Source organism: Lancefieldella sp., from assembly GCF_057237245.1.
Map to the genome: position 1 here is coordinate 321,358 of NZ_DBHHJM010000001.1, position 14,325 is coordinate 335,682.

13 protein-coding genes, 5 tRNA genes and 1 other annotated feature are annotated in these 14,325 nt (G+C 52.7%); of the genes, 1 reads left to right on the forward strand and 17 read right to left on the reverse strand.

The annotated features are described in order from the left end of the window. Nucleotides 1-4: 4 nt before the first annotated feature. Nucleotides 5-3,520, reverse strand: coding sequence for a DNA-directed RNA polymerase subunit beta (rpoB, locus tag ACO5GU_RS01540; protein ID WP_484929748.1), 3,516 nt, complete (start codon nucleotides 3,518-3,520; stop codon nucleotides 5-7). A gap of 230 nt (nucleotides 3,521-3,750) precedes the next feature. Between rpoB and ACO5GU_RS01545 the strand changes: the two genes are divergently transcribed. Then, nucleotides 3,751-3,933, forward strand: a complete 183-nt coding sequence (locus ACO5GU_RS01545; protein ID WP_484929750.1) for a hypothetical protein — start codon at nucleotides 3,751-3,753, stop codon at nucleotides 3,931-3,933. A gap of 372 nt (nucleotides 3,934-4,305) precedes the next feature. On the opposite strand, the gene rplL is transcribed toward ACO5GU_RS01545, so the two are convergent. From rplL to cysS, 16 genes are all read right to left on the reverse strand, one after another. Beyond that, nucleotides 4,306-4,686 carry a 50S ribosomal protein L7/L12 gene (gene rplL / locus ACO5GU_RS01550; RefSeq protein WP_035426972.1) on the reverse strand — a complete coding sequence of 127 codons (381 nt, stop codon included), beginning with the start codon at nucleotides 4,684-4,686 and terminating at the stop codon, nucleotides 4,306-4,308. 132 nt (nucleotides 4,687-4,818) lie between these two features. Continuing rightward, complete coding sequence (rplJ, locus tag ACO5GU_RS01555; protein ID WP_035426975.1) at nucleotides 4,819-5,340, reverse strand: 50S ribosomal protein L10; 522 nt, start codon at nucleotides 5,338-5,340, stop codon at nucleotides 4,819-4,821. A gap of 51 nt (nucleotides 5,341-5,391) precedes the next feature. Beyond that, nucleotides 5,392-5,531: a sequence feature (ribosomal protein L10 leader region), on the reverse strand. 229 nt (nucleotides 5,532-5,760) lie between these two features. After that, the gene (gene rplA / locus ACO5GU_RS01560; protein WP_314007675.1) at nucleotides 5,761-6,468 is read right to left on the reverse strand and encodes a 50S ribosomal protein L1; all 708 of its coding nucleotides are present in this window, start codon (nucleotides 6,466-6,468) and stop codon (nucleotides 5,761-5,763) included. 157 nt (nucleotides 6,469-6,625) lie between these two features. Continuing rightward, nucleotides 6,626-7,054: a 50S ribosomal protein L11 gene (gene rplK / locus ACO5GU_RS01565; protein WP_012809258.1), complete on the reverse strand. Its 429-nt coding sequence runs from the start codon at nucleotides 7,052-7,054 to the stop codon at nucleotides 6,626-6,628. A 96-nt stretch (nucleotides 7,055-7,150) separates the two neighbouring features. Further along, nucleotides 7,151-7,696, reverse strand: a complete 546-nt coding sequence (nusG, locus tag ACO5GU_RS01570; RefSeq protein WP_012809259.1) for a transcription termination/antitermination protein NusG — start codon at nucleotides 7,694-7,696, stop codon at nucleotides 7,151-7,153. Between the two features lie 3 nt (nucleotides 7,697-7,699). Then, nucleotides 7,700-8,062, reverse strand: a complete 363-nt coding sequence (gene secE / locus ACO5GU_RS01575; protein WP_035426979.1) for a preprotein translocase subunit SecE — start codon at nucleotides 8,060-8,062, stop codon at nucleotides 7,700-7,702. 71 nt (nucleotides 8,063-8,133) lie between these two features. Continuing rightward, nucleotides 8,134-8,209: transfer RNA gene (locus tag ACO5GU_RS01580), tRNA-Trp, on the reverse strand. Between the two features lie 18 nt (nucleotides 8,210-8,227). After that, a complete protein-coding gene (rpmG, locus tag ACO5GU_RS01585) occupies nucleotides 8,228-8,377 on the reverse strand; it encodes a 50S ribosomal protein L33 (RefSeq protein ID WP_012809261.1) in 150 nt (49 codons plus the stop codon). A 185-nt stretch (nucleotides 8,378-8,562) separates the two neighbouring features. Beyond that, nucleotides 8,563-9,768, reverse strand: a complete 1,206-nt coding sequence (tuf, locus tag ACO5GU_RS01590) for an elongation factor Tu (RefSeq protein ID WP_035426981.1) — start codon at nucleotides 9,766-9,768, stop codon at nucleotides 8,563-8,565. Between the two features lie 106 nt (nucleotides 9,769-9,874). Beyond that, nucleotides 9,875-9,951: transfer RNA gene (locus ACO5GU_RS01595), tRNA-Met, on the reverse strand. Between the two features lie 19 nt (nucleotides 9,952-9,970). Next, nucleotides 9,971-10,046 (reverse strand) — tRNA-Thr (locus ACO5GU_RS01600). 1 nt (nucleotide 10,047) lies between these two features. Further along, nucleotides 10,048-10,131 (reverse strand) — tRNA-Tyr (locus tag ACO5GU_RS01605). Nucleotides 10,132-10,537: 406 nt separating this feature from the next. After that, nucleotides 10,538-10,613 (reverse strand) — tRNA-Thr (locus ACO5GU_RS01610). Between the two features lie 554 nt (nucleotides 10,614-11,167). After that, nucleotides 11,168-11,746: an NYN domain-containing protein gene (locus tag ACO5GU_RS01615; protein WP_484929753.1), complete on the reverse strand. Its 579-nt coding sequence runs from the start codon at nucleotides 11,744-11,746 to the stop codon at nucleotides 11,168-11,170. A gap of 45 nt (nucleotides 11,747-11,791) precedes the next feature. Beyond that, nucleotides 11,792-12,829, reverse strand: a complete 1,038-nt coding sequence (gene rlmB, locus ACO5GU_RS01620; RefSeq protein WP_484929755.1) for a 23S rRNA (guanosine(2251)-2'-O)-methyltransferase RlmB — start codon at nucleotides 12,827-12,829, stop codon at nucleotides 11,792-11,794. Nucleotides 12,830-12,831: 2 nt separating this feature from the next. Then, the gene (gene cysS / locus ACO5GU_RS01625) at nucleotides 12,832-14,313 is read right to left on the reverse strand and encodes a cysteine--tRNA ligase (protein ID WP_484929756.1); all 1,482 of its coding nucleotides are present in this window, start codon (nucleotides 14,311-14,313) and stop codon (nucleotides 12,832-12,834) included. Between the last annotated feature and the right edge of the window lie 12 nt (nucleotides 14,314-14,325).

A 14,325-nucleotide genomic window follows, 5' to 3' on the forward strand; every position in this document is an offset into this window, starting at 1 on the left:
GTCGCTACTCCTTATCGGTGGTCGCGTCGCCTACAAGTGCGGATGCACCCTCAGCGTCTTGGGACAGGTCGGAAGCGGTTACCTCAGTGAAGCCAAGGTCGTTGAGGATCTCAACAGCGTTCTTCTCCTCAGGATCTGTGACCTTTGCGGTATTTGCACGCTTACGATAGGAGATTGGCTCAATGTCAAGTGCCAGGGAGCGAATCTCTTTGACCAGGACCTTGAAGGACTCAGGAATTCCTGCAGTAGGAATGTTCTCGCCCTTAACAATGGACTCATAGGTCTTAACACGGCCGTTGGTATCGTCAGACTTAACGGTGAGAATCTCCTGGAGGACGTTAGCAGCACCGTATGCATACAGTGCCCAAACCTCCATCTCACCAAAGCGCTGACCACCGAACTGTGCCTTACCACCCAGAGGCTGCTGGGTAACAAGAGAGTAAGGACCAGTTGAACGTGCGTGGATCTTATCGTCAACCATGTGGCCGAGCTTCAAGATGTAAGAAACACCAACGGTAATTGGGCTCTTGAAAGCCTCACCGGTACGGCCATCGTAGAGGGTAGTCTTACCACGCTCGTTGAGCTGTGGAACAAACTCCTCACGCATGTCCTCGCCGTACTCCTTGAGAGCCTTATTGATCATGTTGATGTTGGTGCGGCGAACAATCTCTGCAACGGACTCATCAGTAGCACCGTCAAAGAGTGGTGTTGCAACAGGGATTGGACCCTCAACGTAACGCTTGGAATCTGCGTCGTCGTCATCCCAACCGTGTGCAGCGCCCCAGCCAAGGTGGCACTCAAGCAGCTGGCCAACGTTCATACGGGAAGGAACGCCCAGTGGGTCGAGAATAACGTCTACTGGGGTACCGTCTGCCATGTAAGGCATGTCCTCAACTGGGAGAACCTTACAAATAACACCCTTGTTACCGTGACGACCAGCGATCTTATCGCCCTGCTGGATCTTTCTGCGCTGAGCAACAAAGACGCGGACCAGGTCGTTTACTCCTGGAGGCAGGTCGTCTCCAGCCTCACGGCTGAAGCGGACAACGTCAACAACGCGGCCATAGGAGCCGTGTGGCATCTTGAGGGAAGTATCGCGAACGTCGTGTGCCTTAGCACCGAAGATTGCGCGAAGCAGGCGCTCTTCTGCGGTCAGAGCGGTCTCACCCTTAGGAGTGACCTTACCAACCAGAATATCGCCAGGACCAACCTCAGCGCCGATGCGAATGATGCCGTCATCGTCAAGGTTAGCGAGCATGTCCTCACCAAGGTTTGGAATCTCGCGGGTAATCTCCTCGGCACCAAGCTTGGTATCACGAGCATCAATCTCATGGCGGGAAATGTTAACGGAGGTCAGAAGGTCTTCCTGAACAACGCGCTCGGAGACGATAATACCGTCCTCGTAGTTGTAGCCTTCCCATGGCATGTAAGCAACGGTAAGGTTTGCACCAAGTGCCAGCTCAGAGTGGTCAACAGATGGACCGTCTGCGATTGGCTGGCCTTTCTCAACCTGCTGTCCAACAGTGACGATTGGACGGTGGTTGATGCAAGTGGACTGGTTGGAGCGCTCGTACTTAGGAAGATCGTAGCGCTGAGAACCGTGCTCATCGGAGTAGATGACAACGTGAGCTGCGTCTACCTCGGTGACCTGGCCGGCAAACTCTGCGCAAATAAGCTCACCAGAGTCCTGAGCTGCGCGGCCCTCCATACCAGTTCCAACAAATGGAGCGTGGGACTGAATCAGAGGCACTGCCTGACGCTGCATGTTTGCACCCATGAGGGTACGCTTTGCATCGTCGTGCTCAAGGAATGGAATGAGGTTAGCTGCGACGGAGAGAAGCTGACGTGGAGAAACGTCCATGTAGTCAACGTCCTCAACAGGAACCTGTGCAGGCGCACCGAAGGAACCGTCGAAGTCGCGGGTACGTGCAATAACGCGGTCTGCAACAACAATCTTGCCGTCTGTGTCAACCTCAACAAACTTCTTAGACTTAGGGTCAATTGGGGTGTTAGCAGGAGCAATAATGTGATTCTCCTCCTCGTCTGCAGTCATCCAGACAATGTCGTCAGAAACAACACCGCCTGTGACCTTACGATAAGGAGCCTCGATAAAGCCGTACTCATTTACATGAGCGTACAGTGCCAAAGAGCCGATAAGACCAATGTTTGGTCCCTCAGGAGTCTCGATTGGGCACATACGGGAGTAGTGCGAGTTGTGAACGTCGCGGACTGCGGTAGGAACGTTGGTACGACGGCTGGAGCCGGACTTGTGTCCTGCAAGACCGCCAGGTCCCAGAGCAGAAAGACGACGCTTGTGGGTCAAACCAGCAAGTGGGTTTGCCTGGTCCATGAACTGCGAAAGCTGAGAAGAACCGAAGAACTCCTTGATTGCAGCAACAATTGGACGGATGTTGATCAAAGACTGTGGAGTGATGTCGTCTGCGTCCTGAGATGCCATACGCTCACGAACAACGCGCTCCATGCGGCTCATACCAATGCGGAACTGGTTCTGGACCAGCTCGCCAACGGTACGGACGCGGCGGTTGCCAAAGTGGTCAATGTCATCAAGGTGCTTAGATTCATCACCTGCATGCACTGCAAGAAGGTACTGAAGAGCTGCGACAATGTCCTCTTTGGTAAGGACACGAACATCTGCAGGAATCTCTTCCTCAAGCTTCTTGTTGATCTTGTAACGACCAACGCGTGCAAGGTCATAGCGCTGCTCGTTGAAGAAGAGGCCGTCAAGCAGAGAACGGGCAGAGTCAACAGTTGGTGGCTCGCCTGGACGCTGACGACGATAAATCTCGATAAGTGCATCCTCACGTGTGGTTGCAACATCACGCTCAAGTGTGTTGCGAACAACATCGGAATCGCCAAGGAGCGAGAGAATCTCGTCGTCGGTAACAGCAATGCCAAGTGCACGGAGGAAAACGGTAGCGCTCTGGCGACGCTTGCGGTCAATGGAGACGACCAGGTGGCCGCGCTTATCAACCTCAAACTCGAGCCATGCACCACGTGCAGGAATGAACTGAGACTTGTGGACCAGAACACCGTTGTCCATCTCTGACGAGAAGTACACGCCAGGTGAACGAACGAGCTGCGAAACCACAACGCGCTCAGAACCGTTGATGATGAAGGTACCGCGCTCAGTCATCAGTGGGAAATCACCCATGAAGACAAGCTGCTCCTTCATCTCACCAGTCTCTTTGTTGACAAAACGGACGTCAACAAAAAGAGGTGCTTGATATGAAATGTCTTTTGCACGACACTCAGCCATTGAATTGGCAGGGTCGCCGAACTGATGGTCACCAAAGGTGACCTGCATGGTTCCAGCGCTGTTCTCAATTGGAGAGAACTCAGCGAAGGACTCTGCAAGGCCCTCTCCCATAAAGCGCTCAAATGATTCCTTCTGTACAGAAATCAGATTTGGCAGCTCCATAGCTGCGGGAATCTTACTGAACGTCCTGCGTCCAGTATGCGCCTGAGGCGTGGTGAGGGAAGTCTTTTTAGCGGTAGACACCAGGTTGTCCTCCTTCAAAAGGGTGGAAGGTGGCAATTGTCGCAACCTAGTAATTTAGTCAAGATTTTAATGCGCGTCAACAGAAAAACACTTGATTTTTTAAGACGTTTTGACTATATTATCGCGTTTATGTTTTTCAACTGCACAAACGTTATGTTGCAGGTAAATACTTGACTAACTCGTCTTTTCTATATATGAAGATTTTGTGGAGAAGGTACACGGAGACAGAAATGGCTTTCGGTGAGCGGCGCTCCCCCGCCGCCGTGCTCCACACGGTGCTTCATGCGCTGCGAGCGCACGGGTTTCTCGCCAGGCGCGTCGGCCTTTTGCTGCACGCGCCTGAAAAGTGCAAAGAATCTGTATTTGAGCCACCGATTCTTTTGCAAAATCAGGCAAATCCACAGATTCTTTGATGTTTTCAGGCAAATTTTACAGATTCTTTGCAGAAATCAGGCGCGAGAAAAACTAGGGTAAGTCACGCAGGAAGCTAGAGCAATCACGCAGGATTTATGAGCCTGAAATGCACGTCAAGTCTGAGCAAAAGTACTCAGACAAGGCGAGAAAAACAGGCAAATAGCTCAGATAAGGCGAGAAAATCCGGCAAATCGCTCAGACTTGATGCACTTTTCAGGCTGCAGCAAATACGTCCCAGCTTGATGCACTTTTCAGGCTACTGCAAAAGCACCTCAACTTCATGCGCTGCGAGCACACGGGTTTCTCGCCAGGCAAATAAAAAAGAGGCCAGACCGAAGTCTGACCTCTCCAGTAAGCAATGTAGGATGGACTTACTTAAGGGTGACGGTAGCGCCAGCCTCCTCGAGCTGAGCCTTAGCAGCCTCAGCGTCCTCCTTCTTAGCGCCCTCGAGGACTGCCTTAGGAGCACCCTCGACGACCTCCTTTGCCTCCTTGAGACCAAGGTTGGTAAGAGCACGGACAACCTTGATGACGCCGATCTTGTTGTCGCCGAAGCCCTCGAGGACAACGTCAAAGTTGGTCTTCTCCTCTGCCTCCTCAGCAGCGCCACCAGCTGCAGGAGCAGCAGCGACAGCTACAGGAGCAGCAGCGGAAACGCCAAAGACGTCCTCAAGCTCGTGAACGAGCTCAGAAAGCTCGAGTGCTGGCATCTCTTTAAGGGCCTCAATGATCTCATCTTTAGTGACAGCCATGTCAATTCTCCTTTTTAAACGATGCAGCCTTTGTACTGCATCTGGGCAAAAGCCCGGCTTGTATGTGTGCGTTTAAGTGCGTCTACACTCTCACGCGGTTTGCGCCAATGCGCGGGTACAACAAAACGTTGCTTATGCAGCGTTCTTCTGATCTGCGACTGCAGAAAGAGCGGTTGCGAGTCCACGAGCTGGACCAGCGCAAACCTGTGCAATACCGGTAAGTGGGCTTGCAACAACGAAGACAAGCTTTGCAATGAGCTCCTCGCGAGAAGGAAGATCTGCGTAAGCCTTTGCCTCGTCAGCAGTAAGTGCCTGACCATCAGCGATACCACCAATGAACTCAACTTTCTTGAGCTTCTTGGCCTGATCCTTGATGACCTTAGCGGCCTCGACAGGATCATTCTCATAGAAAACGTATGCGCAGGTACCGGCGAGCATCTCGTCAATCTCTGGCATACCGGCGTTCTTAAGAGCAATCTTGACGATGTTGTTCTTATAGACCTTCATGTGAGCGCCTGCTGCGGTAAGTGCGCGGCGAAGCTCCTGAGTCTCCTTTACTGAGAGACCACGATAGTCGATAACAAACAGACCCTTGGAGTTGTCGAGAGAAGCGGAAACCTTCTCGAGCAAATCAAGTTTAGACTGAGCTGGCATGTAGTACACCTCCTTTATCATGTCTCGGGCACGAGCGCCAACAGGTGCGGCCCTCACATGAAAAGACCCCACTTTGGCAACCAAAGCGGGGTCTGGATGTACTAATCTCAAGACCACCTCGGCAGGCGGGAATTCCCATTAAGCCTTGGATTCAAGGCGCCGGCTGTCTTTGGCAGCGAACGTGCAACTACAAGACGTCTGTCTTGCGTTGGATATTGTGCAGCAAAAAACTATCCAAGTCAAGGTTGAGCGCGCAATTTCTTTCTCTTCACAAAAATTTGACGAGAAGAGCGGTCGAGTTGCTAAGCAGCTACGCACAACTCAGCCACACACATCAAGCCGCACTCACGCTGCAAGAAAAATCCGGTACCTGAAAGCAGATACCGGATTAAGCGTGCTAGGTACTTCTAAGCGTAAAGCTTAGTCCTCCATGAGGTTACGAACCTTGGTTGGATCAACCTTGATGCCAGGGCCCATAGTAGAGGAAATAGCAACGGTCTTGACGTACTTACCCTTTGCGCTGGATGGCTTGACGCGAATGATCTCAGAGAGAAGTGCGCCATAGTTCTCAACAAGCTGCTGGACCTCAAAAGAAGCCTTGCCGATTGCAACGTGGCAGATACCAAAACGGTCTGCACGATACTCAACACGACCAGCCTTGAGTTCGTTAACCATCTTTGCAACATCCATGGTAACGGTGCCGAGCTTAGGGTTAGGCATAAGGCCACGAGGACCAAGAACACGACCAAGACGGCCAACCTTACCCATCATCTGAGGGGTTGCGATTGCTGCGTCAAAGTCAAGCATGCCCTTCTCGACCTCTGCGATGAGCTCGTCGCCACCGACGATGTCAGCGCCAGCTGCCTCAGCTTCACGGGCCTTCTCGCCCTCTGCGAAGACTGCAACGCGAACGGTCTTACCAGTGCCGTGAGGCAGAGAGATAGAACCGCGAACGTTCTGGTCAGCCTTACGAGTATCGACACCAAGGCGAATTGCTACCTCAATGGTCTCGTCAAACTTAGCAGTTGCAAGCTCCTTAGACAGGGTTACTGCCTCTTTTGGGCTGTAGAGGTTTGCACCGTCTACCTTGGCAACTGCATTCTTGTAGTTCTTTCCGTGCTTAGGCATTATGTACCTCCTGTGGTTAGCGGGCGTCTGCCCTCCCACTCCTGCATCTTCCGTCCATAGTTACGCCCTCTTGGCGAGAAACCCAACTACGTGCACTAACGTCGGATGCACTGACAAAACAACCGTCAGCCACACTAATGGCTGACGGGAGTAAACACTACTCGGCGATGGTTACACCCATGGAACGAGCGGTACCAGCGACGATCTTCTTTGCAGCCTCAATGTCGTTTGCGTTGAGGTCAGGCATCTTGATCTCAGCGATCTTGGTGAGCTGCTCCTGGGAGAGCTGGCCAACCTTATCGCGCTGAGGAACACCGGAACCACCCTTGAGGTGAAGCTCCTTCTTAATGAGCTGAGCTGCTGGAGGAGTCTTGGTTACGAAGTCAAAGGAACGATCCTCGTAAACAGAAATCTCGACTGGGATGATGTCGCCAGCCTTGTCCTGAGTTGCAGCGTTGAATGCCTGGCAGAACTGCATAATGTTGACCTGTGCAGCACCCAGAGCTGGTCCTACTGGAGGAGCTGGGTTTGCCTGGCCTGCAGGAATCTGCAGCTTAATAAAGTTAACAACCTTCTTTGCGGGCATGTTAAGCCTCCTGTTTGAATACGTTTGAGTCTATTCTCGCGCACTCCCGAGAAGCAATCCACAAGGGACGAGAAGTGCGGGATAAGCCGTTAGTTACTAGTCTATCAGGGAAATCTGATCCATGGTGAGCTCAACCGGAGTCTCGCGACCAAAGATGGTGAGCATAACCTTAATCTTGCCGGACTCTGCGTTGACCTCAGAAACAGTTCCGTCGAAGTCAGCGAGAGGACCAGAAAGAACGTGAATTGCCTGACCGACCTCAATATTGGTTGCTGTACGCTTAGGTACAGGGCTACCCGTCTTCATACCGCCGCGACGCATGATCTTATCGAACTCATCACGACGCAGAGGAACTGGCTTGCCGTCAATGCCAACAAAACCAGTTACGCCTGGGGTGTTGCGAACAACAGCCCAAGTATTGTCATCCAGCTCCATGCGAACAAGAACGTAACCTGGGAAAACCTTGGACTCTTTGGTCTCGCGCTTACCGCCGTCCTTGACCTCAGTAACTTCCTCAGTAGGAATCTGAATATCAACAACAGCACGCTCAAGACCATAGGTCTCAATACGGTGCTCAAGGTCTGTCTTTACCTTGTTCTCATAACCTGAATAGGTGTGAACTACATACCAGCGCTTAGCCATTGATTATCCCCTCAGTCCAGTAAAGGCGACGAGACCAGCAACAATGCCAGTATCAACCAGCCAAGTTACCAAGCCAAAGAAAATGATTGTTGCAATTACGGCTACAGAGAAACCAGCAAGCTCAGAGCTTGAAGGCCACACAACGCGGTGCATTTCTGTACGAACGCCTGCAAAATAAGCACCCAGGCGGCCAAAGAAGCCAGGGTTAGCGTTACGCTGAATGGACTTCTCCTGCTTCTTTGCCTCGACCTTAGTGGCCTTAGCAGAAGCTTCAGGAGTAGCTTCAGCCTGAAGGGCCTCACGCTGGGCGCGCTCTTCTGCGCGAGCCTTACGTGCGCTCCTCTTATTGCGCTCCTTATTTGCCATCCTACGCTCCCTTGGATGTTATACCTACATACAAACCGGCCAACCCTTATGGGAAGGCCGGTGAAGTTATCTGGCAGGCCAGGAAGGACTCGAACCCTCAACAAACGGTTTTGGAGACCGCCGCTCTACCATTGGAGCTACTGGCCTAGAACGAACCCACCTAGCCTAGCGGGTCTCGCGATGTACCGTGTGCTTGTGGCACCATGGGCAGTACTTCTTCAACTCCATACGATCTGGGTTGTTGGACTTGTTCTTGTCCGTAGTGTAATTACGACGCTTGCACTCAGTGCAGGCGAGAGTAACGAGTGTACGCATTGATCCTCCTGAACACGGTCACGAGATGTATTCTCGAAATGTGACGCGGTTGCTTAGGTTAGCACCCACTACCCAGAGATGTCAATACTTTTCTCTAATTACTCTAGGCGTTCACATATTTTTTCTCGACAAAAAACCCGGCGCGCAAAAGAGCACGCCGGGCAAGTTAGCAACTTTTAAAGAAGTTACTCGATGACGGTGGAAACACGGCCATCGCCGACGGTGTGGCCACCCTCGCGGATAGCGAACTTCAGACCCTGCTCAAGAGCGATTGGGTGAATGAGCTCGCAGCCAACGGTGATGTGGTCACCAGGCATAGCCATCTCTACCTTGCCACCGTTTGCATCGGTGAGCTCGTAGATGTCGCCGGTTACGTCAGTTGTACGGAAGTAGAACTGTGGACGGTAACCAGAGAAGAATGGGGTGTGACGGCCGCCCTCTTCCTTAGTAAGAACGTAAACCTCACCGGTGAACTTCTTGTGTGGAGTAACGGTACCAGGCTTGCAGAGAACCTGACCGCGCTCGATGTCCTCGCGCTTAACACCACGAAGAAGAATACCAACGTTGTCGCCAGCCTCGCAGAAGTCCATGGTCTTACGGAACATCTCAATGCCGGTAGCAACAGAGTTCTGAGTTGGCTTAATACCAACGATCTCGACTGGATCGTTGAGCTTGAGCTCACCACGCTCAACACGGCCGGTAGCAACGGTACCACGACCAGAAATAGTCATGACGTCCTCGATTGCCATCAGGAATGGCTTCTCGTTGTCACGAGCTGGTGTTGGGATGTAGGAGTCAACAGTGTGCATGAGCTCACGGATGGACTCAACCCACTTCTCCTCGCCGTTAAGAGCGCCGAGAGCGGAACCACGGATGATTGGAAGGTCATCGCCTGGGAAGTCGTACTCGGAGAGAAGGTCACGGGTCTCCATCTCGACGAGGTCGATGAGCTCGTCATCGTCGACCATGTCGCACTTGTTCAGGAAGACGACGATGTAAGGAACGCCGACCTGACGTGCAAGAAGGATGTGCTCACGAGTCTGAGCCATAGGACCATCGGTTGCAGCAATAACGAGGATTGCGCCGTCCATCTGAGCTGCACCAGAAATCATGTTCTTGATGTAGTCTGCGTGGCCAGGGCAGTCGACGTGAGCGTAATGGCGCTCCCAAGTCTCGTACTCAACGTGAGCAACGGAAATGGTAATACCACGCTGACGCTCCTCTGGAGCCTTATCGATGTTCTCGAAGGCGGTATAGTCTGCCTTGCAGCCCTCGGTCTCAGAGAGAACCTTGGTGATTGCTGCGGTAAGGGTAGTCTTACCGTGGTCGACGTGACCAATGGTACCGATGTTTACGTGTGGCTTTGTGCGGTCAAACTTTTCCTTGGCCATTGCCAATCCTCCTTCTGGAACTAACCCTCGGGCTAGACCGTGGTGAAAAAACGTCTGTTTATACTCAACGGCGCAAATGTCTAGGACATGTACGCCGTAAAGAGTCTGGTACCGGCGACTGGATTCGAACCAGTGACGTCACGGGTATGAGCCGTGTGCTCTAACCAGCTGAGCTACGCCGGCATAAATGCCGCTTGAAACATGGAGCCCGCGACCGGATTTGAACCGGTGACCTCTTCGTTACCAACGAAGTGCTCTACCTACTGAGCTACACGGGCGTGGTGGGGATACTTGGACTCGAACCAAGGAACCCAGAGGGAGCGGATTTACAGTCCGCCGCAGTTGCCGCTGTGCCATATCCCCGAATGCCGTTTTCAAGCACTCTAGAAGCAATTGTGTACGCTGTTTACCTTGCAGTTTAACGTACGCAGGAAGTCTAGTTGATCTTCCAATTACCTCTCAAGCGGGAAAATATTACGATTGAATAAAAATCTTGTCAACGTAATCCACCCAACCGGGCGTATCTTATCAAATTTTTTCCACAATTCCAAGCGTTTTTCTCGCCACGATTCCATGCGGTTTTCTGGCCACAACTCCAAGCGGGTTTCTCGTCACAACTCCAAGCGGGTTTCTGGCCACAACTTCAAGCGGGTTTCTCGCCAGGCGCATATGGGCTTTTACGGTTGTCATAGGAGCCGTATGCGATACGTCGCGAATGCCCTAAAATTCGCACGAAAAAAGCCAGGCAATGCCTGGCTGAAAATTCAAGTGGTGCCGCCACCAGGCTTCGAACCCGGGACCTACTGATTACAAGTCAGTTGCTCTACCAGCTGAGCTATAGCGGCATCAAGTGCAGAGGATATTCTATAGACTTTTCTGACTTTGGTCTAGTCTCAATTTTCGAGAAATTTTTCTCCACAAACTGGTCGATGCAGCATGTAGGAGCACTTCCCTTCTGTAGGAGCTAGCTTGGTGCAAAGGCACTGCCCATCAAGTCTGGCCAGCCTGAAAACCGCATCATGTCTGAGTAAAACAGCTCAGACATGGCGAGAAAAACCGGCAAATTACTCAGACTTGGTGAACTTTTCCGGCAAATCATTCAGATATGGCGAGAAAATCAGGCTCCTTGAAAGCGTCCATGACACCACACCCAGATCTAAAGCTACGTCACGAAAGACCCGCCTGAAAAATGCAAAGAATCTGTATTTGAGCCACCGATTCTTTAACAAAATCAGGCAAATCCACCGATTCTTTGACGTTTTCAGGCAAAATTTACAGATTCTTTGCAGAAATCAGGCGCGCTGATTGCGCCCAGGCACGTCGAGTGCATTGGCGCGTCAGTCAAATTGGCGCGTCGGGCGTATTAGCGCGTGGGCGCTTGCGACGCTGACCTGGCTGCCTATTTGCCCAGAAGCTTCCAGAGTTTCTCGCGCTGATCTGGAGAAATGCGGTCTTCAAGCGTCATGCGCGTACTGACCTGATCACGACGCATCTCTTCGACAACGTCATCTGCTTGGGAAATCTCGTGGACCAGTGATGCGCTTGCAATGCGCGTGACCTCGCCATGGCCAAAGCCGGCTGTGACACGAATGTCCCTGTCCGACGTGACTAGAAATACCTTGCGACCAGCCTCTCGAGCGTCCGTGACCAGGCGCTCGATGACGCTATCCGCGGACTCCCCAGTCTCGGAAAAAACCAGCTGCACGCCAGCGTGGGTGCGCTCCGGGCGCTCGTCGTTTACGTTTCCCTTGCCGTCGAACACAATAACGGCCTCGTAGGTGCCCTGCGCAAACGTGGCAACGTCAGAGATGAGCGCCAAACGGGCGCGATAAAACTGATCGGTATTGAGGTGATAAGCCCTCTCAGCAGCGGTTTCTTGTGCAGAAGAGCCGCGTTCATCCAGCAACGCCTCATAGCGAGGAGTTGCCAACATGACGTTATAGCCATCGACTACAAGCAGCGATTTTTTCTGAGCCATACCTTACGCTTCCTGAGCTTCCTGGGCTTCCTGGGCTTCCTGGGCTTACGCTTCCTGAGTCCTGCGGAGCCACTCGTAGCACATGACCGTTGTTGCCTGAGCAACGTTCAGGGACTCTACCTGGCCAAACTGAGGAAGTTTGCACGTAAAATCGCACTTCTCGAGCATAAGGCGAGAAATTCCTGAACCTTCAGAGCCCATAACAAGTGCAAGGCGACCTCCCATAGGAGCCTCCCAAACGGACTGAGTGGCGTGCTCGGTAGAGCCACATGTCCAAAAACCTGCGGCTTTAAGCTCTTCAAGAGCGCGCGGCAGATTAGAAACCTGAGCGATTGGCAGGTGAAGCACAGCTCCTGCGGACGTCTTATATGCTCCAACGCCAACTCGGGCAGCGCGGGCGTTTGCAATAACAACGCCGGCTGCGCCAACTACCTCGGCACTTCTTACAATTGCACCAAAGTTTCCCTCATCAGTGACGTGATCCAAGACCACAACCAGCGCGTTTTCAGAACCGGCGCGCTGAATGATTTCAGAGAGGTCGGCATAGGCAAACGGCTGTGTGCGGGCAATAACGCCCTGGTGAGCGCCATGACTTGAAAGCGAGTCAAGTACGGGCTTTGCAACACGCTCGACAGGAATACCCTCCTGCTCAAGCTGACGTGCAAGAGCCTCAATCTCCTGGTCCTTCTGTCCACTTGCGGCCTGTACCAGCGCATTCTTCAAAGGAATACCCACGGTCAGCGCCTCAGCTACTGCGCGACGACCCTCGATAAGATCGGTTGCAGGCTTTTTGTTTCCAGGCCTTCCAGCACCAGCACCTCGCTGTCCACCAGCACCAGCGCTTCGCTGCCCACGAGTGCCCTGAGCTGCGCGTGCGCCTTGTGTGGAGCGGCCGCCCTTTGAGCCCTGGCCATTCTTGGCGCCAAAATAACCGCTCCAGTCGGCAGCCTTCTTGGAGCCGCGACCTGCGCCACCGCGACCCGCGTCACCACGACCTGCAGCTCCGCCGCGTCCGGCAGCGCCGCGACCAGCAGCACCCTCGGAGCGCGTGTTTTTAGAGGTAGAACGCTGATTTCTTGCCATAGTTAGTCTGCCTTACGCTTAAGTCGAGCGCCAGCGGCGGTATCTTCAATCAAAAGTCCAAGCTCAGCAATGCCGTCTCTAATTTGATCGGCAACTGCCCAGTTCTTCTGGGAACGAGCCTCCTGACGAGCAGCAAGCAAAGCCTCTGCAGCCTCGTCAGCTGACGAGCCCTCATAGCCTGCCACCTGGGCAGCAAGTGCCACAAGCTCCTCTGGTAAATCAGAGGTAGACGCTGCCTGAGTCAAATCAATTCCCAAAGCTCCCGTGAGCTCGCACAACATATCTGCTGCACGGAGAACAGGACTTGCACCAACGTTCTGGCCAACCTCTGCAAGATACGTATTTGCAGCAGTTACCAGCACAAAGATAGCAGCGAGTGCTCCTGCGGTGTTGAAATCATCATCCATCTGAGCGTCAAACTCGCTCTGAGCTGTGTTAATTGCCTCAGCAAGCGTGCTATCAGCATCGGAAAGTTCGTGCTGAGCAGAAGACTGCTTGAAAGCCCAGCGAAGATTTGCAACGCAGGTCTTCATACGCTCAAGCGTACCAACGGTACCCTCAAGGCGCTCAAACGAGAAATCAAGTGGCGCACGATAGTGCGTCTGAAGCATCAAAAGTCTTACTGCATCTGCAGGGTACTTGTCCAAAACTTCCTTGAGCGTGTAGAAGTTGCCCAACGACTTGGACATCTTCTCACCGTCAACGCGAAGCATTCCGGTGTGCATCCAATAATTGGCGAGAGGAGCGTGCCAGGCGCAAGATGCCTGTGCTGTCTCGTTCTCATGGTGAGGGAACACCAGGTCAGAGCCACCACCGTGAATGTCAATTGGAGTGCCCAGGTAGCGATGAATCATTGCGCAGCACTCACTGTGCCAACCTGGACGACCTTCTCCCCAAGGGCTTGGCCAGCTAGGCTCACCAGGCTTTGCAGCCTTCCAGAGTGCAAAGTCAAATGGGTCGCGTTTCTCGTCATTAACCTCAACGCGCTCACCTGCGCGAAGCTGATCAAGATCGCGACCAGAAAGTACGCCATAACCATGGTCAGAACGAACCGAGAAGTACACGTCGCCCGAAGGCACCGCGTATGCGTGACCCTGTTCAATCAAAGATTGAATCATCTGGAGCATAGCTTCAATCTCGTGTGTTGCGCGAGGACGAATATCTGGATCAAGAATATTGAAGCGATGCATCTGCTCGATAAACGCCTGAGAAAACTCTTCAGAAACCTCTTGAGCAGTCCTTCCCTGCTCAATAGCGCGCTGAATAATCTTGTCGTCAACGTCAGTCAGGTTCTGAGCAAAGGTAACCTCAAAACCCTTATGCATCAGATAACGGCGAATAACGTCAAACGAGAGGAAGGTACGGGCATTTCCGATGTGAATCTGATCGTAAACCGTAGGACCGCACACGTACATGCGGATTTTACCCTCGTCGATTGGCTTGAACTCTTCTTTTTTATGCGTCTGAGTGTTATAGACAAGCATGCATACTCCTCG